Below are 20087 nucleotides of genomic sequence, written 5' to 3'. Positions count from 1 at the left end.
AGGTCATTCATTGATACAGGGCAATAAAAAGGGTTACTCCAAAATAGCCGAAAAGCACAGTTCCTGTCATGGTTGCTGAAAAGGTAGACGGGCTGCCTCTGGTGTGCAGGCAATCGGCCTGCACGTGCTGGTGGCGCACTTCGAGGGGGCTTGCCAGGCTCACTGCACATCCTTGATCGCAGGATTTGATGGGTCCGATCGCACAGGAGGCAGAGATGGCCAATCCAACGCTTTTGATTACAGGCGCGTCTACCGGCATTGGTGAGGCCAGTGCCCGCCATGCGGCGCAGGCCGGTTATAACGTGGCACTGGCAGCGCGCAGTACCAGGCGTCTTGAAACGCTGGCCGAATCTCTCGAGCAGGAGTACGGCGTGCGTTCGATGGCGTTTACCTGCAATGTACAGTCCTGGGAGGCACAGGCGCAGCTGGTGGCCTCGGTGGTCGAGCATTTCGGCGGTCTGGCCGCCGTGTTTGCCAATGCCGGGCGCGGTCTTGAAGGGCGGGGCTACAGCGGCAGCGACCCGGAAGAGTGGCGTGAAGTACTTTTGACCAACGTGCTTGGGCCGGCGTTGACGGTACGTGCGGCCATGGCCGAGCTCAAGAAAAGCCGGGGCCATGTGCTGATCACGGGGTCCGTTGCCGGGCGCCGGATCATGCCGGGTTCCTTTTACGGCGCCACCAAAAGTGCCGTACAGGCCATGACCTACAATCTGCGCGAAGAGGTAAAGGGTAGTGGCATGCGGGTGACGCTGATCGAGCCGGGCCTGGTGGATACGCCCTTTTTCGATGAGCCTCAGGAAGATGCCCTGACGCCGGATGATATTGCCCGTTCGGTGGTTTTTGCACTGACCCAGCCAAAACACGTGGAAGTCCACGACATGTGCATTCTGCCGACCCCGCCGATCGAGGAGTGATGAGCCGCTGTGGTTGCGCCTCAAGGGGTGTGATCAAAAAGACATGGACGACATGAAAAAGGGACGCCTCGTGGCGTCCCTTTTGTACTCGCTGCTGACTCGTACATGTCATGTCGTGATAACAGAGGTCTAAAGCAGGGCGTCGAGCTTTTCCTTGAGCATGGCGTTGACCTGCGGTGGGTTGGCCGTGCCGCGTGAGGCCTTCATGACCTGGCCAACGAAAAAGCCGATCATCTTGCCGCGCTTGTCTTCGGTCGCCTCGCGGTACTGCGTCACCTGCACCGGGTTGTCGGCAATGACCTGATCGCACAGGGATTCGATCGCGCCGGTATCGGTGACCTGCTTGAGGCCACGAGCGTCGATGATCTCGTCGGCCGTCTCGCCCTTGCACTCCCACAGATCGGCAAAGACCTGTTTGGCCGCCTTGCCATTGATGGTGTCATCGGCCAGACGCATGAGCAGGCCGCCGAGCTGCTCGGCGCTGACCGGGCTTTCGGTGATGTCGAGCCCGTCGCGGTTGAGCCGGCCCAGCAGATCGCCCTGTACCCAGTTGGCGGCCAGTTTGGCATCCCCGCAGTGTTTCTGGACGGCTTCGAAATACTCGGCCAGCGGACGTGAGCCGGTCAGAACATCGGCGTCATAGGTGGAAAGCCCGAGTGAATCGACAAAGCGCTGACGCTTCTCGCTCGGCAGCTCCGGCAGCAGTGAACGCTGATGCTCGACGTAGGCCTCATCAAGCATCAGCGGCAGCAGATCGGGGCAGGGGAAGTAGCGATAGTCGTTGGCTTCCTCCTTGGTGCGCATCGAACGGGTCTCGTCCAGATCCGGGTTGTAGAGACGGGTCTCCTGAACCACGACGCCACCTTCCTCGAGAATCTCGCTCTGGCGCTCGATCTCGAACGCAATGGCGCGCTCGACGAAGCGGAAGGAGTTGACGTTCTTGATCTCGGCGCGGGTGCCCAGCTTTTCCTGGCCCTTCGGACGCAGCGACACGTTGACGTCACAGCGCATCGAGCCTTCGGCCATGTTGCCATCGGAGATGCCCAGATAGGTCACGATGGCGTGGATGGCGCGGATATAGGCCGAGGCTTCCTCGGCGCTGTGCATGTCGGGCTCGGAAACGATTTCCAGCAGTGGCGTGCCGGCACGGTTGAGATCGATGCCGGTCATGCCGCTGTAGTCTTCATGCAGCGACTTGCCGGCATCCTCCTCCAGATGGGCATGATGGATGCGCACGGTCTTGACGGTGCCATCGCCCAGCGTGATGTCGACCTCGCCCCGGCCAATGACCGGATGGGCCATCTGGCTGGTCTGATAGCCCTTGGGCAGGTCGGGGTAGAAGTAATTCTTGCGCTCGAACACCGAGTACTCGGGGATTTCGGCATTGATCGCCAGACCAAAGCGTACCGCCATGGCAACGGCGTTTTCATTGAGTACCGGCAGCGTGCCCGGCAGGCCCAGATCAATGCCGCAGGCCTGGGTGTTGGGCTCGGCGCCGAACGCGGTCGAGGCGCCGGAAAAGATTTTCGAGCAGGTTGAAAGCTGCACGTGGACTTCAAGCCCGATCACGACTTCCCACTGCATGTTGTATTACTCCTTGATCTCGGGCCGGCGCTGATGCCAGTCCGTGGCCTGCTGATAGACGTGCGCCACGTTAAGAAGGTGGGCCTCACCGAAATGTGGCCCCAGAATCTGAAGTCCGACCGGGCGGTTGTCGACCAGACCGGCAGGCACGCTGATACCGGGGATGCCGGCCAGGTTGATGGCGATGGTGTAGATGTCCTGCAGATACATCTGCACCGGGTCGGCCCTGGAGCCCAGCTCGAAGGCGGTGGTCGGCGCGGCCGGCCCCATCAGCACATCCACGTGGCTGAAGGCATCAAGGAAATCCTGACGGATCAGGCGGCGAACCTGCTGCGCCTTGCGGTAATAGGCGTCAAAAAAGCCCTCCGACAGGGTGTGCGTGCCGATCAGGATGCGGCGCTTGACCTCATCGCCAAAGCCTTCAGCGCGGGTGCGCTTGTAAAGGTCCTCGAGATCGATCGGGTTGTCGCAGCGGTGCCCAAAGCGAACGCCGTCATAGCGCGACAGATTGGAGGACGCCTCGGCCGGGGCAATGACGTAGTAGGCCGGAATCGCCAGGCGTGTGTGGGGCAGGCTGACGTCGATGATCCGGGCGCCGAGGGATTCATAGACCTTTACGGCCTCGCGAATGGCGGTTTCCACCTCGGGCGCCAGACCGTCACCGAAGTACTCCACCGGCAGACCGACCTTGAGGCCGTTGAGCGGCTTGTCCAGATCCTGGGTGTAGTCGGGCACATTGCGTGCCACGCTGGTGGAATCACGCGAGTCGTGGCCGGCCATGGCGTTCATGAGCATCGCGCAGTCTTCCGCCGTGCGGGCCATGGGGCCGGCCTGATCCAGACTCGAGGCGTAGGCGATCATGCCGTAGCGCGAGATGCGTCCATAGGTCGGCTTGAGGCCGGTAATGCCGCAGAACGCGGCTGGCTGGCGGATCGAACCGCCGGTGTCGGTGCCCAGTGCTGCCGGAACAAGACCGGCCGCCACGGCGGCAGCGCTGCCGCCGGAAGAACCGCCGGGTACCAGCGTCGAATTCCAGGGGTTTTTGACCGGGCCGTAGTAGCTGTTTTCGTTGGACGAGCCCATGGCGAACTCATCCATGTTGGTCTTGCCAAGGCTGATCGTGCCTGCGTGACGCAGCTTTTCAACGACCGTTGCGTTGTAGGGCGCGATGAAGTTGTCGAGCATCTTCGAGCCGGCGCTGGTGCGTACGCCCTCGGTGCAGAAGATATCCTTGTAGGCCAGCGGCAGGCCGCCAAGGGCACCGGCCTGACCCTTCTGACGCAGATCATCAGCGGTATCGGCTTCTTCAAGCGCCTGCTCGCCGGTAACGGTAATGAAACTGTTGAGCGAGGGGTCAACACGCTGGATGCGTTCGAGCAGCGAAGCGGTCAGCTCGCGACTGGAAAAGTCACCGGCGGCCAGACCGCGGGCCAGTTCGGCAAGTGTCTTGTCATGCATGACGGGGTGTTACTCCTTGGCTGTTCCCGGTCGGGGCAGCGTCCATGATCTGTCGGGTCTCGAAACCATCGGATGCGGCGCTGATCATTCGACCACGCGCGGTACCAGATAGAGGCCGTCCTGGGTGGCAGGGGCAACGCTTTGGAAGGTATCGCGACGGTCGGCTTCGATCGCCTCGTCAGCACGCAGGGGCTGGGTGGCGTCCAGCGGGTGGGACAGCGGCGCCACGCCCTCGGTATCAATTTCGGCGAGCCGGTCGACCATCTCCAGAATGCGCGATAGATCATCGACGTAGCGTTCGGCCTGGGCATCAGTCACGCCCAGACGAGCCAGATGCGCTGCGCGCAGAACATTGGCGTGTTCAATAGCCATGGCGGTTCTACCTTTGAACGGTACAAGAGTTGAGAGCAAAAGCGTGGCTGGCCGGCTTCCGTTCGGGCTGCATAAAAGCAACAAAAAGAAGCGGGGCCACATTGTGAGAAGAAGGTATCATAAGCGGCGGCGGCATGGCAGGCGGGCTGCTTGCCGCATCATGACGGCGATGATACCGTTTGCATCCGCACAAGTTCCGGTCTGGCCCAGGTGAAAGACTTTCATGTTTAAACGTTTACGGGGGTTGTTTTCCAATGATCTGTCCATCGATCTGGGAACAGCCAACACGCTGATTTATGTACGTGGTCGCGGTATCGTGCTCGATGAACCCTCGGTCGTGGCCATTCGCCAGTCCGGCAGCATGAGAAGCGTGGCCGCTGTCGGCCTTGATGCCAAACGAATGCTGGGACGCACGCCCGGCAACATCACGGCCATTCGTCCGATGAAGGACGGCGTTATTGCCGACTTCACCGTGACCGAACAGATGCTGCAGTATTTCATCAGGAAGGTGCATCAGAGCACCTTCCTGACGCCCAGCCCTCGTGTGCTGGTCTGCGTTCCCTGCATGTCCACGCAGGTCGAGCGCCGTGCCATCAAGGAGTCCGCCGAAGGGGCGGGCGCCCGTGAAGTCTTTCTGATCGAAGAGCCGATGGCAGCCGCCATTGGCGCCGGTCTGCCGGTCGAGGAAGCCACCGGGTCGATGGTGGTCGACATCGGCGGCGGTACGACCGAGATTGCCATCATCTCCCTGTCCGGTGTGGTCTACTCCGAGTCCGTGCGCGTGGGTGGCGACCGCTTCGATGAAGCGATCACGGCCTATGTGCGTCGTCACTACGGCAGTCTGATCGGCGAGGCCACTGCCGAGCGCATCAAGGAAGAGATCGGCTGTGCCTGGCCCGGCGGTGAAATGCGTGAAATCGACGTTCGCGGACGCAATCTTGCCGAGGGCGTACCGCGCAGCTTTACCCTGAACTCCAACGAGATTCTCGATGCTCTGCAGGAGCCGCTCTCCTCGATCGTGGCGGTCGTCAAGAGTGCGCTGGAGCAATCGCCCCCGGAACTGGCCTCCGACATCGCCGACCGCGGTCTGGTGATTACCGGCGGTGGCGGTCTTCTGCGCGATATCGACAAGCTGATTGCCGAGGAAACCGGCCTGCCGGTCATCATCGCCGAGGACCCGCTGACCTGTGTGGCGCGCGGGGGCGGCAAGGCGCTCGAAATGATCGATCAGCATACCTTCGAACTGCTGTCTACCGACTGATGACAGCAGCGGCCGGCGCGGGCGCGCCGGCTGCATCCGGTTCGCGGGAGGAAGGCCTATCAAACCGCTCTTTTCGCACGGTCCCATTCCCGGCTACCGAATGATCCTGTGCGTCATTCTGGCGTCTTTTCTGATGTTTGCCGATCAGCGCATGAGCTGGATGGAGGACGTGCGTGCCCAGGTATCGACCGTGGTCGCGCCGGTGCAGTGGATCGTCAGTCTGCCCTCGAGGGGCCTGAGTCTGGCCTCCCTTGCCCTGAGCGATCAGACCCGTCTGGTCAACGACAATCGCCGACTGCGCGAGCGATTGCTCACCCTGTCACAGCGTGTTCAGCGCATGGCGAGTCTGTCTGAGGAAAACACGCGCCTGCGCGAGCTTTTGAGGGCGACGCCGCGCCAGGAGATTCCCTGGCTTACAGCCGGCCTTTTGACGCTCGACAATGACCCCTTCCTGCAGCAGATGATCATTGATCGCGGCCAGCAAAGCGGCGTCTACAACGGTCAGCCGGTGGTGGATTCAGCCGGTCTGGTCGGGCAGGTGATTTCGGTGTCTCGCTATTCAAGCAGAGTGCTTTTGATTACCGATGCCAGCCATTCGGTGCCCGTGCAGGTCAATCGCAACGGGCTGCGCTTCATTGTTCGCGGCGCCGGTCAGGCCAATCGCCTGACGCTGGACAACGTGCCCAACAATACCGACATCCGGGAAGGGGACCTGCTGGTGACCTCGGGGCTGACAGGGCGTTTCCCGGAAGGTTACCCGGTAGCCCGCGTCAGCCGTATCGTACGCAATGCGGGCACGCCCTTTGCCACCGTGGAGGCTCTGCCCATCGCTCGGCTTGACCGCAGTCGCAACTTCCTGCTGCTGTTCACCCATGATCAGCTCAAGCCCACCCGTCAGCGGCTGAGTCAGGAAGCCGTGGACGCGGCACTTCAGGTCGCACCGCGCATCGGCCGACAGGAGACGCGACCATGAGAGGGTACTCCTCGGTCATTCCGCTGTCCTTTCTGTGTGCCCTCATCCTGCAGGTCATGCCCCTGCCGGAAGAGTGGCTGCTGTGGCGGCCCAACTGGGTGGGGCTGGTACTGATCTACTGGTGCATCATCACGCCGTACCGCGTGGGGGTATTCCATGGATTCATGGTCGGTATCCTGATCGATCTGCTTCAGGGGACGCCGCTGGGGGAAAATGCCCTGCTGTATGCGGCCATCGCCTTTCTGACGCTTTTGCTCTACCAGCGCATGCGCATCTATGCGCTCTGGCGACAGGCCATGCTGGTCACGCTGGTGCTGGCCTTGATGCAGCTGTTCGAGCAGTGGCTGCGCGCGCTGATACTGGGGGCGCCGCTGCATCTCGAGTTTGTCTATGCCGCGCTTCTGGGTGGCATACTGTGGCCCTGGCTGTTTACCCTGATGCAGATCATACGCCGACGCTTTGCCTCCTTTTGATGGCCCTTTCGCACCTGCCGGATGGCGTGCCTGTCGATGGGTCATGGCGCTTTTGCAGCCCCTTTTTCGGATAGTCCATGAGCATGTCATCGCCTGATCTGATTCTCGCCTCGGCGTCGCCCCGTCGCCTTGAACTGCTGGCCACCATTGGCGTGGCTCCGTGCGCCTGTCCGGTGGACCTGGATGAAACCCCGCGCGCTGGTGAACCGGCGCTGGAGTACGTGACCCGACTGGCGCGTGAAAAGGCTCGGGCCGGCCAGCAGGGGCTCGCCACGGCGCTGCCCGTACTGGGTGGCGATACCGCGCTATCGCTGGAAGGTCAGATTCTGGGCAAGCCTGAAAGCGATGAGCAGGCCCGCGCATGGCTTCGTCGCCTGTCGGGGCGCTCGCATCAGGTCATCAGCGCTGTGGCCGTCGTCGGCCCTGCCGGGCTGCTGGAAGCCTGCGTGGTCAGCGATGTTCATTTTCGAGCGCTGGAAACGCGCGAGATCAGTGCTTATGTTGCCAGTGGCGAAGGGCGCGACAAGGCCGGCGGTTACGCCCTGCAGGGGCGCGGCGCCATGTTCGTGTCGCGCATCGAGGGCAGCTGGTCGGGCATTGTCGGTCTGCCGCTTTGTGAAACCGCGCAGCTGCTGGCGCGTCAGGGAATTGCGCCCTGGCTTGCCGACAGCCCGGGCGACAGGGGGGAGGCGTCATGAGCGGTGAAATCCTGATCAACATGACGCCAATGGAAACCCGGGTAGCGGTGGTTGAAAACGGCGTGCTCCAGGAAGCCTGGATCGAACGGGATCAGTGCCGGGGCATCGTCAGCAATATCTACATGGGCAAGGTTGTGCGGGTGCTGCCGGGCATGCAGGCGGCCTTTGTCGATATCGGTCAGCCCCGCACCGCCTTTATTCACGCCCACGAGCTGATGCCGGCCGGTCACCCCGGACAGGACGCCGCACCGATTCGCACGCTGGTGCACGAAGGCCAGTCGCTGGTGGTCCAGGTGATCAAGGAGCCCATGGGCACCAAGGGGGCTCGCCTGACCACCCAGCTCTCCATTCCCTCGCGCTATCTGGTCTACATGCCGGGCGCCTCCCATACCGGGGTGTCCCAGCGCATCGAGGATGACGCCGAGCGCGAACGGCTTCGCAACATGGTCAACGCTCAGGCCGGTGCCCGTGATGGCCTGATCGGCGGCTTTATCATTCGCACGGCTGCCGAAGGGGTTGATGAAGCCTCGCTGGCGGCCGACATGCAGTTTCTGCTCAGACTGTGGCGCAAGATCGATGCGGCCCGGCGCGGCACGCGCCCGCCGGCGGTACTCTATGAGGATCTGGCGCTGCCCACGCGCACGCTGCGCGATGTGATGCGCGACGATATCGAGCGCATCCGCATTGACTCAAGAGAGAATCATGATCGCCTGTGCGAGTTTGCGCGCGAGCTGATGCCCTCGCTGGAATCGCGGATCGAGTATTATCCCGGCGAGCGTCCCCTCTTTGATCTCTTCTCGGTCGAGGACGAGCTGCAGCGGGCGCTGGAGCGTCGCGCCGATCTGAAATCCGGTGGCTACCTGATCATCGATCAGACCGAAGCCATGACCACCATCGACGTCAATACCGGCGCCTTCGTGGGGCATCGCAATCTCGAGGAGACCATCTTCAAGACCAACCTCGAGGCGGCCACGGCCATTGCGCGACAGCTTCGCCTGCGCAACCTGGGCGGCATCATCATCATCGATTTCATCGACATGCTCGACAGTGACCATCAGCGTCAGGTGCTGCGCGTGCTTGAAAAGGCCCTGGAGCGCGATCATGCCCGCACCCGGCTGTCGGGCGTGACCGAGCTGGGGCTGGTACAGATGACGCGCAAGCGCACCCGGGAGAGCCTGGAGCATGTGCTCTGTGAAACGTGTCCCGTCTGCAAGGGGCGTGGCACGCTCAAGACACCGGAGACCGTCTGCTATGAGATCTTTCGTGAAATCATGCGCGAGGAGCGCGCCTATTCGCCCGACACTTATCTGGTCATGGCCGCCCAGAGCGTGGTAGATAGACTGCATGAAGAGGAATCAACGGCGGTGGCGGACCTGGAAGGTTTCATTGGCAAGACCATCCGCTTTCAGGTGGAACAGCACTATTGTCAGGAGCAGTACGACATCGTACTGATGTGATCATGTCTTCGCTGCGAATCCTGACGCGCTGGCTACTGACCCTGGTGGCGATCGTTCTGCTCCTGCTGGCAGTGGTGGCCACCTCGCTGCGCCTTGGCGTACTCAATCAGCCGGCCCTGCAGCAGCAGGTGGTCGAGCTGTTGCCACTGCCATCGTCCTGGCACGCGCGCTGGCAGAATCTGCGCCTCGAGCTGGACGGTCGCGAGCTGGTCGTGACGCTCGACAATCTGGCCCTTGATGGCGATGAGGGCATGCGCTCGCTGCTGTCGCTGGGCTCGATGGATGCCCGAGTCGATCTGATTGATCTGCTGACCGGCCATGCGCCGACATTCTCGAAATTCCAGACCCGCGATGCCACGATCGATCTCTACGAAAACGAACCGGGGCAGTGGGGCTGGGGGCCGTCTTCACAGGAGGACGATGATGCGCCCTTTGAATTCTCGCCCGAGCGCCTGACCACCTGGGTCGAGACGCTGATGCAGCAGTCCGTTGATCTGCACAACGCGCGCATCGACTTTCACGGTCGCCTGCCACAGAGCGCTTCAAAGCCGGATGCCGACAGCGATCAGTACGGTGAGGTCACCTCGCTGCTGGTTGATCACCTGGCCATTACCGGTGGCGAGCGTCGCCCACGCACGATTTCGGCCTCGGCGCACTGGGAAGGCGCCGAGGAAGAGGGCCTTGGTCTGGCCGGGCGTTTTGACAGTGTTGCCCCGCTTGACGGGCAGCTCCAGGTCCGCGCGGATGCCGAGCAGGTTCGACAGCTGGCCACGCTCTGGAGCGCTCTGTGGCCGGATTACGGCGTTTCAGACGCCAGCGGTCAGGTCTCATTATGGGCGGGCTGGCACGACGGCACCATGGCGAGCGGACGGCTGTCGCTGAGCGTGGCGTCCCTGTCCGGGGCGCATCGTGATGCGGCCTTCACCCTCAACGATATCACGCTCGAGGCAGGCCTTGAGCGCACAGCCAACGGCCGCTGGCAGGGGGGCATCGAACAGCTGGGCCTGTCGCGGGATGGTCACCCACTCTCCCTGCTGCCCGAGGCTGTCGAGCTTGAGGCCTCGAAGGACTTCGCTGATTTCAGCGTGACCACCACGCCTCTGGCACTTGATGACATCACCGCCATTGCCGATCTCATACCGCTGCCGGATGACGAGAGCCGTCAGATGCTGTCGGGGATGGCGCTCAAGGGTCGCGTGGACGGCATCGCCATTCATCGTCAGCAGGGCGGTCCGATCGAGACGCGTGCGGCGCTCAGGGACATCTCGAGCCAGCCGGTGCAGCAGATCCCCGGTTTCGGGCCTGTCGATGGCTGGCTGACGGCCGAAGGGCTGGACGCCCAAATCCACTTTGGCGCACGTCACACTGAACTGAACATGCCGGAAGTCTTTTTGACGCCCTGGACGCTGGACAACGTCACCGGCCGACTTGCCTTCAATGTGGACGATGATGGCGGAATTCACTTTGGCGGCAGCGATATCGAACTCGAGCATCGAGGTGCTCACGCCAGCGGAGACTTTACCCTGACGGCGCCCCCGGGCCAGCCGGAGCGCTTTGACATGAACGTCGCCTTTGAAAATGTCTCGGCCGAACATCCGCGGGAGTGGCTGCCGGTGCGCGCCATTGATGACCCCGAGGTACGTGTCTGGCTGGACAAGCGCATTCATCGGGCCGATATCCCCGAAGGTCAGATCGCGCTGCGACTGGTGTTCAATGATGATCGTCCCGGGGCGCCGGATGAGGACAAGGTGAAACTGTCGGTCGAGGCCCGTAACGTCAGTATGACCTGGCAGGAGGGGTGGCCGCCGGTTACCGGGCTGGATGGCCGTTTCACGATGTCGGGCAATAATTTCGACGCCGATATTACCCATGCCAATCTGATGGGGCTGGTATCACGCGGCGCGAAGGCATCGCTCAAGGACCAGCAGTTTACGCTCTCGGCGCTGGTGACCGGCGATGCCGGTAATCTTTTGTCGCTGTTGCAAAAGGCGCCACTGGAGGATCAGTCGCTCAGCGAGACGCTCGATACCTGGCGCACCAGCGGCAGCCTGATCGGTTCGGTCAATGTGTCGCTGCCGACGACGGACCCGGATGCCGTCACGATCAGGGGCGACGGCCGGCTGGACGGCGGTACGCTGTACTCAAAAGAGTCGGATCTGACCGTCACCGATATCGAGGGCAATGTGCACTACGGTTACCGGCAGCAACAGAGCAGTATTACCGGCACGCTGGATGCCCGCGTCTTCGAGGGACCGGTCAGGGCGCGCCTGCATCTGATGGACGGCGGTATCGACATCTCGGGGCATGGCTACGCCGAAGGGGTGGCCGGCTGGCTGGGGCTTGAGAACATCATTCCCATCGTCCACGGCCCGATCGACTACACGGCGCAGATCATGCTGGGTGACAGCGGCGCACAGATTCATGTGCAGACCCCGCTCAAGGGATTGTCGCTGCAGCTGCCGCAGCCGTTTCAGAAATCTCCCGATACACCGCTACCGCTGACGCTGGACGTCGATGTCGGCAGCGGTGCCGGTGAGATGCAAATCGGCGATCTGGTGCGCGCACGCTGGCGGCATAACAGCCATCAGGGCCAGGTCTGGCTGGAGCAGATGCCGCCGGAAAACGTCAAGTGGCCCGATCAGGAGCACTGGCAGGTCAACTGGCACGCGGACCGACTGGATCTGATGGCCTGGCAGCTGGCCATCTCGCAGCTCTCCGACACCGCCGATGACAACAGCCGTCGTCGACGGCCGGATGCCCCTTCGCAGAAGATTTCGCCGATCGAGCGTGTGGCGGTCGACACTGACTGCGTGCTGTTTGGCGTCACCTGTCTCGGCAGTGCCCGGGGGCTGGCAGAAGTCCGCGGGAACGACTGGCACGCCAGCGTCGACAGCTCCTTTTTGAGCGGTACGGCCGACTGGCGCGACGACCCGCAGCTGCCGGTGATCGTGCATATCGACTGGGTGGATCTCACGCCGCTGATGACCGAATCAAAACGCAGCAGCGAGACGGCCGATGATTCGGAGGGCGCCGGGACAACGCTGACGGCCTATCCGGAAGGTCTGGCAAGTCTGGGTGACGGCGAGTTCACGGTCGATCAGGTGCGTCTTGACGGCAATATGCTGGGCAGTGTCTCGGGACGCTGGCATTCCGACGATGAGCGTATCGATATCTCACCGCTGCAGATTCATATGCGCGATCTGGACGCCAGCGGGCAGCTGGTCTGGGAGCGCGCCGGCAGCCTGCCCAGTCTCACCCGGCTGCGTCTTGACGCCGCTGCCGGCAATCTGGGCAACACCATGGCCTCGTTCGGGATCGACAACGTGCTGCAGACCGATCAGGGCAAAATCGATACCAGACTGGCTTGGCCGGGAGCGCCATGGCAGTTCGATGTGGCCAGCGCCAACGGCAGCGTCAATGCCGATCTCGGCAGCGGACGACTGACCTTTGTACAGTCGCGCTGGGCCAATCTGGTCTCGCTGCTGAATCTGGACAATCTGATCCGGCGCCTTCAGCTCAACTTTTCGGACGTGACACGCTCCGGAATCGCCTTCAAATCGGTCAAGGCACGCACGACGCTGCATGAGGGCGTGGTCAGCACGGTAGAGCCGGTTCGGTTCGATGGCTCTGCTACCCGCTTCTCGGTGCAGGGACAGGTCGATATCCCGAAAAATACGCTGGATGCCCATCTGGGCGTCACCGTGCCGGTGTCCCAGAATCTGCCACTGGCCGCAGTGCTGGTGGGCGCACCGCAGGTGGGTGGCGTACTCTATCTTTTACACTGGCTGTTCGAGCCCTGGTTCGATCGGGTATCGCAGGTTCATTATCACGTGGCGGGGCCCTGGGCATCGCCACAGGTCAAGCTGGAGCATACGCGCTGATGACAACGCCATCCGTTTCGGGCACTCGATCAGAGGATGCCCGCACCCTGCTGCTCGGGGCGCACGGGCTCGATGATGCCGCGCTCCATGACGGGCTTGAAAAGGTCATGGGGCCGGGCATCGATTTCGCCGATATATTTTTGCAGCGCAGCTGGCGGGAGTCCTGGTCGCTGGAGGATGGTGAGGTCAAGGAGGCCGGGTACAGCATCGACAGCGGTCTGGGCATCCGTGCGCAGCATCAGGAACAGACCGGGTTTGCCTACTCCAATCAGCTGAGCCGTGAAGCCATCGCCAGCACGGCGCATACGGCGTCACTGATTGCGCGTTCCGGTCAGCGTACGCCGCCGATGGCAGTTGACGCGCCGGTATCGGTGACTGCCCGCTACGACAGTGACAATCCGCTTGACTCGCTGGGGGCTGACGACAAGGTGGCCATGCTGCAGCGCGCCGACCGCATTGCGCGCGCGGCGGACCCGGCAGTCACCCGGGTCAGCGTCTCGCTGAGCGCTTCCTATGACGCGGTCATGGTGCAAAACAGTGACGGCACTCAGGCGCTGGATCTGCGCCCGCTGGTACGTTTCAACGTCTCGGTGATTGCTGCCCGCAACGGCCGGCGCGAGCGCGGCAGCGCCGGCGGCGGCGGTCGTTTTTCGCTGACACGATTCGTGCGTGATGACGTGGCCGAGCAGTACGCCAGAGAGGCCGTTCGTCAGGCGCTGGTCAATCTGGAAGCGGTTGATGCGCCGGCCGGTCAGCTGCCGGTGGTGCTGGGCAACGGCTGGCCGGGCGTGCTGCTGCACGAAGCGGTAGGGCATGGCCTTGAGGGCGATTTCAATCGCCGCGGCAGCTCGGCATTCAGTGGCCGTATCGGAGAGCAGGTGGCCGCGCGCGGGGTCACCGTGGTGGATGACGCAACCTGCGACAACGGCCGGGGCTCGCTGAGCGTTGATGACGAAGGCACGCCCGGGCAGTATACGCCGCTGATCGAAGACGGCATCCTGATTGGCTACATGCAGGATCGACTCAACGCGCGACTGATGGGGATGGCGCCGACCGGCAACGGTCGGCGCGAATCCTACGCGCACCTGCCCATGCCGCGCATGACCAATACCTATATGCTGCCGGGCGAGCATGATCCCGAAGAGATCATCGCCTCGGTGGATTACGGCATTTACGCCGCAAGCTTTGGCGGCGGGCAGGTGGACATCACCTCGGGGCGCTTTGTCTTTTCGGCAAGCGAGGCCTATCTGATCGAGAACGGCCGGATCACCACCCCGGTACGCGGTGCCACACTGATCGGCAACGGCCCGGAATCCATGGGGCGGATTTCGATGATCGGCAACGACCTGGCGCTGGATAGCGGCGTGGGCGTCTGCGGCAAGAACGGGCAGTCCGTGCCGGTTGGCGTGGGCCAGCCTACGCTCAAACTCGACGCCATGACGGTCGGCGGTACGGCCGACCGGGCGGAAGGCTAGAGCCCTGCGACGTCACGAATCAGGCGAAAGAGTTTGCGGGCACTTGCCGGTGGCTTGTCGGCAGCACGCTCGGCGCGGGCATTACGCACCAGCTGGCCCAGCGCCTGGCGGTCCACATCAGGGTATTCGTTGACAAAGGCCGTGACGGTGTCGCTATCGCCTTCGATCAGGCGGTCGCGCCACTGTTCTAGATGGTGAAAGCCGAGTTCGCGCTGGCGCTTTTCGCGGGCCATGAGATCGAATTCGGCGCGGATCTCGTCAAGCTGTTCACGGCGCATGATCTTGCCCACGTACTGCATATGACGTCGGCGGGCCTCACGCGAAGTGATGCGGCGGGTTTCCTCGATGGCATCGAGCAGGTCATCGGACAGGGGCAGACGCGCGCGTTCGGCCTCGGACAGGGCGATGATCTGTTCGCCCAGTGCCTTGAGATCCTGCGCTTCCTGTTTGAGGCGGGTCTTGTTGGGGCGGCCATTGTCATGATGAAACTCGTCATGCTGGCTGTCGGTATCGGCAGGCGTCTCCTCGGTGGAGTGAGCGCGGGCTGTTTTACGTGGCGACATGCAGGGACTCCGGCGAGCGAAGAACAAATGAATAGGGTGGGAGAGTATATCAGGCTCGTTCCCCCTCCAGGGCAGACAGGAGAGCGCCATGGCGAGCACACTCGATATTGATGATCAGCAACGATCGCTGGAAGCGGCCGTCTCACAGGCGCTTGAGTATGCGCGCACGGCCGGGGCCGATGCGTGTGAAATCGGTGCCAGCGTTCAGCAGGGCATGGAAATCAACGTGCGACAGGGCAGCGTCGAAACGCTGGAGATGGCGCGTGACCAGGGCATCGGCGTCACGCTGTATCTGGGCCAGCGTCGCGCCAGCGTCTCCAGCAGCGACGCTTCCCATGCCTCGCTGGTGGACGCCGTCAACCGCGCCCTCGATATTGCCCGCTACACCGGCGAAGACCCGGCCGCCGGCCTGGCCGACCCGGCACTTCTGGCGCGCGAGCTGCCCGACATGGGGGGGCACCATCCCTGGGCGCTGGCGCCTGATGAAGGGATCGAGCTGGCCAGACGCTGCGAGCAGGGCGGCCTTGCCGTCGAGGGCATCGACAGCAGCGATGGCGCCTCACTGACCACCAGCGAAGGTGTGAGCGTCTACGGCAACAGCCATGGGTTCATGGGCGTTACGCGGGCCAGTCATCATGCGCTGTCGTGCATGATGATTGCTCGTGATGGTTCGGGCATGCAGCGTGACCACGACTACACCGTGAGCTGTGATGCTGCCCGCCTGCGCGAGCCGGAAGCCGTGGGCCGTGTAGCGGCCGAGCAGGCCATGGCGCGGCTGGGGGCACAGACGATGGATACCGGAAGAATGCCGGTGATCTTTACGCCCAATATGGCGCGCTCGCTGATCGGCCATCTGCTCAATGCCATTGCCGGCGGTGCCATCTTTCGCGACGCCTCCTTTTTATGTGAGGCGATGGGGGAGCGGCTCTTTCCCGAGTGGCTGAGCCTTGGCGAACGCCCTCGCGAGTACGGTGCGCTGGCCAGCAGTGCCTATGACGATGATGGCGTCTATACGCGCGACAACGAGTTCATCAGGGAAGGTCGGCTGACCAGCTGGATGCTGTCGACCTACAGCGCGCGGCGGCTGGGACTGGTCACGACCGGTAATGCCGGCGGGGCACGCAACGTGCGTCTGCAGGCGCCGTTGACGCCTGAAAAGGAACTGCTGGGCAGCGTCGAGCGCGGCGTCATGGTCACCGAGCTGATGGGGCAGGGCGTCAATACGGTCACGGGCGATTACTCCCGCGGTGCCGCCGGTTTTCTGATCGAAAAGGGAAAAATCGTGGCCCCCGTGGAGGAGTTCACCATCGCGGGCAACCTGCGCGACATGTTCCATAACCTTGTGGCACTGGGCGACGACGTCGATCGGCGCAGCAGCGTTCATACCGGCAGCTGGCTGATTGATGACATGATGATCGCCGGATAGCAGCGATCGGCCTTCAGGGTGCTCCGCCCTGAAGGCCTTTCAAGCCTTGGGGCGGAGACTTTTCAGTTCAGTAAAGGGAGGTGGCCAGTCCCAGAAAGGCCACAAACCCCACTACGTCGGTAATGGTGGTCAACAACACACCACCTGACAGCGCCGGGTCGATCGAGAGCTTTTTCAGAATGACCGGAATCAGGGTGCCTGCCAGCGCCGCGACCAGCAGGTTGATGATCATGGCCATGGCGATGATGGCGCCCAGCGTCATGTCGTGAAAGCGCGCCACGGCCATGACGGCCACCACCCCGGCCCACAGCACGCCATTGAGGGAGCCGGACAACAGTTCGCGTACCACCAGCCAGCGCACGTTGGCCCCCGAGACGTGCCCCAGTGCAAGCCCTCGAATCAATACGGTCAGCGTCTGCGAGCCGGCGATGCCGCCCATGCTGGAGACGATCGGCATCAGCACGGCCAGCGCCGCGATCTGCTGGATGGTGTCCTCGAAAAAGCCGATGGCGATCGACACGATCGTGGCGGCCACCAGATTGATGCCGAGCCAGACGGCGCGACGACGACTGGTGCGCAGCACCGGCGCGAAGGTGTCTTCCTCATCCTCGAGACCGGCCATGCTCATCATGGTGCGCGCCGAGTTTTCGCGAATGACGTCGACCACGTCATCGATGGTAATGCGCCCGAGCAGGCGATTGTCGGCGCTGATCACCGGTGCGGAGATCAGATCGCGACGCTCGAAGAGGCTGGCCACATCATCTTCGTGCATCAGGGCGGTGAGGGTGACGACATCGGTATCCATGATTTCGCGCACGCTGATACCGGGGGCGCTGACCAGAATGCGGTTGATGGGCAGGGCACCGATCAGCTCGTTACGTCGTGTCACGACCAGCACGCTGTCCGTGGATTCGGGCAGGCGCTTGTGACGTCGCAGATAGCGCAGCACCACATCAAGGGTGACATCCGGGCGGATCGTGATGGTATTGGTGTCCATCAAACCGCCGGCCGTATCCTCGGGATAGGACAAGACCATTTCGATGCGCGCCCGCCGTTCGGGCGTCATCATCGACAGGATGTCTTCAAGCGTGTTGTGGGGGAGGCGCTGCAGCAGATCCGCTGCGTCGTCATTGTCGAGCTGCTGGGTGGCCATCAGCAGCTGCGAGGCATCCATCCGGGTCAGAAACTCGGTCTGGATGTCGTCATTGAGATACTGAAGGACCTCGCCCTTGGCGAGGTTGTCGACCTGCTCCCACAGGATGTCGCGCTCGCGCGGCGGGATGGATTCCAGCAGCTGGGCAACATCGGCAGCGGGCAGGCCTCGCCGGAGCAGACGACGTACCTGGTCCATGCGTCGATCGGCCAGAGCGCTTTCAAGCTGCTCCAGGCGAGGCTGACCGCCGCTTTGCTCGTTGCTCATTGCCGTGACATCCCTGTGTCAGCCCGTTGAAGAGCCGTATTCTAGCAGAGCGTCGAGCAATGGTTGTCAACGTTCGGAGCGCTACTGGTCCTCGTCGAAACGGGCGTCAAACAGGGCCACGATGGCGGCCAGCGTCTCTTCGGCATCTTCGCCTTCGACGTGCACCTGCACCACGCTGGTACAGGGTGCGGCCAGCATGAGAAGAGACATGATGTTGCCGGCGTCCGCGCATCGTTCGCCATGATAGATCGTGACGCGCGATTCAAAGGGCTGACAGCACTGCACAAGACGCGTTGCCGCACGTGCGTGCAGGCCGCGGCGGTTGGTGAGGGTCAGGTCACGTTGAAGCATCGCCCGCCTCGTTGACAGCGCGCTGGATGGTCAGCTCACGATGGCGAATGCGTACGGCTGGGAACTGATCGGCAAAATGTTCGCCGAGCTGTTCGGCCAGATAAACCGAGCGATGCTGGCCGCCGGTACAGCCGATGGCCACGGTCAGATAGCTGCGATGGCTGGCCAGATAGGAGGGCAGCCAGCGTTCCAGCCACTGACAGATGTCGCCGAACATGGCCCTGACCTCATCGTGGGCCTCAAGAAAGGCGATGACATCGCTGTCCTGACCGGTCTGGGTGCGATAGCGTGGGTCCCAGTAGGGATTGGGCAGACAGCGCACGTCAAACACCATGTCGGCATCCAGTGGTACACCGCGCTTGAAGCCGAAGGATTCAAAGGTCAGCGTCAGGTCGTTGATGTCGTGACGGGCGACCTGCTCGGCCACGCGACGCCTTAAATCATGCACTGACTGATTCGAGGTATCGATGATCAGGTCGGCCGTATGGCGAAGCGGGGAGAGGAACTGGTGTTCGGCTTCGATCGCCTCGGCCAGCGTCATCTGGGTTTCCCGCGTCAACGGGTGGCGCCGGCGCGTGGCGGCGTAGCGCTCCAGCAGAACGCGGGAGTCCGCCGTCAGGTAGACGACCCGGCAGTGAATGCCGCGTTTGGAGAGGGCCTCCAGATGCTCCGGAAAACGCTCGAGGGCACTGGGCAGATTACGGGCATCAATGCTGACCGCGACCCGGTTGCGGTGCGGGCTGCCGGCCTGAAGCTCGTCGATCAGAGCCGACAACAGCATTGCCGGTAGATTGTCGATGGCGTAAAAGCCCTGATCTTCCAGTGCCTGTAGCGCAATGGATTTACCGGAACCGGAGCGTCCACTGACGATAACAAGTTCCATGGCCATGCTGCTCATACTCGTGTGGAAAGTTGGCTGATGGCCTGCATCAGAATGTCATGAAGCGCCTGCTCGTCCCCGGCGTTTCGAAGCGCCTGGCGGGTTTCGGCGGCGTTCATGACTTCGGCGATCTGTGCCAGCAGTGACAGGTGCGTGTCCTCGGCGGTTTCGGGAACCAGCAGGACAAAAAGCAGATCGACGGGTTCGCCGTCGATGGCATCGAAATCCACGGCCTGCTGAAGGCGCATGAACCCGGCCAGTGGCTGGCGGCAGTGCGAATTGCGTGCATGGGGAATGGCCACGCCATTCCCCACACCGGTACTCCCCAGACGTTCCCTGCTGATCAGACGGGTAAAGACTTCCTGACTGTCGAGACTGGGAATGTTTTGTGAGATAAACCCGCTGAAAAATTCCAGCACGCGCTTCTTGCTGCCTCCTTCCACATCAAACAGGATCCGGTCGGCGGGGAGTATCTGATCGAGTGTCATGGGTTACAGGTATTTGCCGTTGCCCTGGGAGCGGGCCTGTATTTTTTCCTTGTGCTTGAGCAGCTGGCGATCAAGCTTCTCGGTCAAGGCATCAATGGCAACATAAAGGTCTTCCTGCTCGGCCTGAGCATGAAGCTCGGCACCGGCGGCGTGAAGCGTGGCCGCAGCCTGCTGGCGCTCCTTTTCGACAGACAGTGTCACCTGAACATTGGTGATGTTGTCGTAGTGACGTTCGAGCTTGGCGAGCTTCTGATTGACGTGCTCGCGCAGTGCATCGGTCAGTTCGACGTGGTGCCCGGTAATGTTTACCTGCATGGCATGCTCCCTGAATCGAAACGGATAATCGGCAGTACTTTAATGGCTGCCGGACCTGCAAGCCTCTCCGGCTACTCTCAGATTGTAACGCTTTTCCC

At 62.4% G+C, this 20087-nt stretch carries 18 protein-coding genes; 9 read left to right on the top strand and 9 right to left on the bottom strand.

The features are described from left to right. Positions 1 to 215 precede the first annotated feature (215 nt). Complete coding sequence (locus BM079_RS14145; RefSeq protein ID WP_090135528.1) at positions 216 to 914, top strand: SDR family oxidoreductase; 699 nt, start codon at positions 216 to 218, stop codon at positions 912 to 914. 129 nt (positions 915 to 1043) lie between these two features. Here BM079_RS14145 and gatB read toward each other — a convergent pair whose 3' ends face one another. The 3 genes from gatB to gatC form a co-directional block, all read right to left on the bottom strand. Beyond that, on the bottom strand, positions 1044 to 2498 hold the full coding sequence (gene gatB / locus BM079_RS14140; protein ID WP_090135346.1) for an Asp-tRNA(Asn)/Glu-tRNA(Gln) amidotransferase subunit GatB: 1455 nt from the start codon (positions 2496 to 2498) through the stop codon (positions 1044 to 1046). A 6-nt stretch (positions 2499 to 2504) separates the two neighbouring features. Next, positions 2505 to 3956 (bottom strand): Asp-tRNA(Asn)/Glu-tRNA(Gln) amidotransferase subunit GatA, encoded by a 1452-nt coding sequence (gene gatA / locus BM079_RS14135; RefSeq protein ID WP_090135344.1) that lies wholly within the window; start codon positions 3954 to 3956, stop codon positions 2505 to 2507. A gap of 84 nt (positions 3957 to 4040) precedes the next feature. Further along, positions 4041 to 4328 carry an Asp-tRNA(Asn)/Glu-tRNA(Gln) amidotransferase subunit GatC gene (gatC, locus tag BM079_RS14130; protein ID WP_090135342.1) on the bottom strand — a complete coding sequence of 96 codons (288 nt, stop codon included), beginning with the start codon at positions 4326 to 4328 and terminating at the stop codon, positions 4041 to 4043. Positions 4329 to 4551: 223 nt separating this feature from the next. Between gatC and BM079_RS14125 the strand changes: the two genes are divergently transcribed. From BM079_RS14125 to tldD, 7 genes are all read left to right on the top strand, one after another. Next, positions 4552 to 5589, top strand: a complete 1038-nt coding sequence (locus tag BM079_RS14125; protein WP_090135340.1) for a rod shape-determining protein — start codon at positions 4552 to 4554, stop codon at positions 5587 to 5589. Positions 5590 to 5689: 100 nt separating this feature from the next. Next, the gene (gene mreC / locus BM079_RS14120; RefSeq protein ID WP_090135338.1) at positions 5690 to 6562 is read left to right on the top strand and encodes a rod shape-determining protein MreC; all 873 of its coding nucleotides are present in this window, start codon (positions 5690 to 5692) and stop codon (positions 6560 to 6562) included. Further along, on the top strand, positions 6559 to 7035 hold the full coding sequence (gene mreD, locus BM079_RS14115; RefSeq protein WP_090135336.1) for a rod shape-determining protein MreD: 477 nt from the start codon (positions 6559 to 6561) through the stop codon (positions 7033 to 7035). Before mreC ends, mreD begins: the two co-directional genes overlap by 4 nt. 77 nt (positions 7036 to 7112) lie before the next feature. Continuing rightward, positions 7113 to 7733: a Maf family protein gene (locus BM079_RS14110; RefSeq protein ID WP_380059365.1), complete on the top strand. Its 621-nt coding sequence runs from the start codon at positions 7113 to 7115 to the stop codon at positions 7731 to 7733. Further along, positions 7730 to 9190, top strand: a complete 1461-nt coding sequence (gene rng / locus BM079_RS14105; protein ID WP_090135332.1) for a ribonuclease G — start codon at positions 7730 to 7732, stop codon at positions 9188 to 9190. Before BM079_RS14110 ends, rng begins: the two co-directional genes overlap by 4 nt. Positions 9191 to 9192: 2 nt before the next feature. Continuing rightward, positions 9193 to 13071, top strand: a complete 3879-nt coding sequence (locus BM079_RS14100; RefSeq protein WP_090135330.1) for a YhdP family phospholipid transporter — start codon at positions 9193 to 9195, stop codon at positions 13069 to 13071. Then, positions 13071 to 14546: a metalloprotease TldD gene (gene tldD, locus BM079_RS14095; protein ID WP_090135328.1), complete on the top strand. Its 1476-nt coding sequence runs from the start codon at positions 13071 to 13073 to the stop codon at positions 14544 to 14546. Before BM079_RS14100 ends, tldD begins: the two co-directional genes overlap by 1 nt. Here the strand turns inward: tldD and yjgA are convergent. Continuing rightward, a complete protein-coding gene (gene yjgA / locus BM079_RS14090) occupies positions 14543 to 15109 on the bottom strand; it encodes a ribosome biogenesis factor YjgA (protein ID WP_090135326.1) in 567 nt (188 codons plus the stop codon). The genes tldD and yjgA overlap by 4 nt on opposite strands. Positions 15110 to 15197: 88 nt before the next feature. Here yjgA and pmbA point away from each other — a divergent pair, with 88 nt between their 5' ends. Continuing rightward, positions 15198 to 16535, top strand: a complete 1338-nt coding sequence (gene pmbA, locus BM079_RS14085) for a metalloprotease PmbA (protein WP_090135324.1) — start codon at positions 15198 to 15200, stop codon at positions 16533 to 16535. Positions 16536 to 16602: 67 nt separating this feature from the next. Here the strand turns inward: pmbA and mgtE are convergent, their stop codons facing one another. From mgtE to hpf, 5 genes are all read right to left on the bottom strand, one after another. Beyond that, a complete protein-coding gene (mgtE, locus tag BM079_RS14080; RefSeq protein WP_090135322.1) occupies positions 16603 to 17955 on the bottom strand; it encodes a magnesium transporter in 1353 nt (450 codons plus the stop codon). An 81-nt stretch (positions 17956 to 18036) separates the two neighbouring features. Continuing rightward, positions 18037 to 18306, bottom strand: a complete 270-nt coding sequence (locus BM079_RS14075; RefSeq protein ID WP_090135320.1) for an HPr family phosphocarrier protein — start codon at positions 18304 to 18306, stop codon at positions 18037 to 18039. Further along, on the bottom strand, positions 18293 to 19189 hold the full coding sequence (gene rapZ, locus BM079_RS14070) for an RNase adapter RapZ (RefSeq protein ID WP_090135526.1): 897 nt from the start codon (positions 19187 to 19189) through the stop codon (positions 18293 to 18295). Before rapZ ends, BM079_RS14075 begins: the two co-directional genes overlap by 14 nt. A gap of 11 nt (positions 19190 to 19200) precedes the next feature. Further along, a complete protein-coding gene (locus BM079_RS14065; RefSeq protein ID WP_090135318.1) occupies positions 19201 to 19674 on the bottom strand; it encodes a PTS sugar transporter subunit IIA in 474 nt (157 codons plus the stop codon). A 3-nt stretch (positions 19675 to 19677) separates the two neighbouring features. Then, complete coding sequence (gene hpf / locus BM079_RS14060; RefSeq protein WP_090135316.1) at positions 19678 to 19989, bottom strand: ribosome hibernation-promoting factor, HPF/YfiA family; 312 nt, start codon at positions 19987 to 19989, stop codon at positions 19678 to 19680. Between the last annotated feature and the right edge of the window lie 98 nt (positions 19990 to 20087).

The sequence above is a fragment of the Kushneria avicenniae genome (genome assembly GCF_900112585.1).
GTDB lineage: Bacteria > Pseudomonadota > Gammaproteobacteria > Pseudomonadales > Halomonadaceae > Kushneria > Kushneria avicenniae.
Note: the sequence above shows the minus strand (reverse complement) of the source record. Positions and strands in the feature narration are given on the sequence as shown.

What these genes read in the sequence shown, in the direction of transcription:
- BM079_RS14145 (WP_090135528.1), top strand. Translation starts at nt 216, where the DNA reads ATGGCCAATCCAACGCTTTTGATTACAGGCGCGTCTACCGGCATTGGT.
- gatB (WP_090135346.1), bottom strand. Translation starts at nt 2,498, where the DNA reads ATGCAGTGGGAAGTCGTGATCGGGCTTGAAGTCCACGTGCAGCTTTCA.
- gatA (WP_090135344.1), bottom strand. Translation starts at nt 3,956, where the DNA reads ATGCATGACAAGACACTTGCCGAACTGGCCCGCGGTCTGGCCGCCGGT.
- gatC (WP_090135342.1), bottom strand. Translation starts at nt 4,328, where the DNA reads ATGGCTATTGAACACGCCAATGTTCTGCGCGCAGCGCATCTGGCTCGT.
- BM079_RS14125 (WP_090135340.1), top strand. Translation starts at nt 4,552, where the DNA reads ATGTTTAAACGTTTACGGGGGTTGTTTTCCAATGATCTGTCCATCGAT.
- mreC (WP_090135338.1), top strand. Translation starts at nt 5,690, where the DNA reads ATGATCCTGTGCGTCATTCTGGCGTCTTTTCTGATGTTTGCCGATCAG.
- mreD (WP_090135336.1), top strand. Translation starts at nt 6,559, where the DNA reads ATGAGAGGGTACTCCTCGGTCATTCCGCTGTCCTTTCTGTGTGCCCTC.
- BM079_RS14110 (WP_380059365.1), top strand. Translation starts at nt 7,113, where the DNA reads ATGAGCATGTCATCGCCTGATCTGATTCTCGCCTCGGCGTCGCCCCGT.
- rng (WP_090135332.1), top strand. Translation starts at nt 7,730, where the DNA reads ATGAGCGGTGAAATCCTGATCAACATGACGCCAATGGAAACCCGGGTA.
- BM079_RS14100 (WP_090135330.1), top strand. Translation starts at nt 9,193, where the DNA reads ATGTCTTCGCTGCGAATCCTGACGCGCTGGCTACTGACCCTGGTGGCG.
- tldD (WP_090135328.1), top strand. Translation starts at nt 13,071, where the DNA reads ATGACAACGCCATCCGTTTCGGGCACTCGATCAGAGGATGCCCGCACC.
- yjgA (WP_090135326.1), bottom strand. Translation starts at nt 15,109, where the DNA reads ATGTCGCCACGTAAAACAGCCCGCGCTCACTCCACCGAGGAGACGCCT.
- pmbA (WP_090135324.1), top strand. Translation starts at nt 15,198, where the DNA reads ATGGCGAGCACACTCGATATTGATGATCAGCAACGATCGCTGGAAGCG.
- mgtE (WP_090135322.1), bottom strand. Translation starts at nt 17,955, where the DNA reads ATGAGCAACGAGCAAAGCGGCGGTCAGCCTCGCCTGGAGCAGCTTGAA.
- BM079_RS14075 (WP_090135320.1), bottom strand. Translation starts at nt 18,306, where the DNA reads ATGCTTCAACGTGACCTGACCCTCACCAACCGCCGCGGCCTGCACGCA.
- rapZ (WP_090135526.1), bottom strand. Translation starts at nt 19,189, where the DNA reads ATGGAACTTGTTATCGTCAGTGGACGCTCCGGTTCCGGTAAATCCATT.
- BM079_RS14065 (WP_090135318.1), bottom strand. Translation starts at nt 19,674, where the DNA reads ATGACACTCGATCAGATACTCCCCGCCGACCGGATCCTGTTTGATGTG.
- hpf (WP_090135316.1), bottom strand. Translation starts at nt 19,989, where the DNA reads ATGCAGGTAAACATTACCGGGCACCACGTCGAACTGACCGATGCACTG.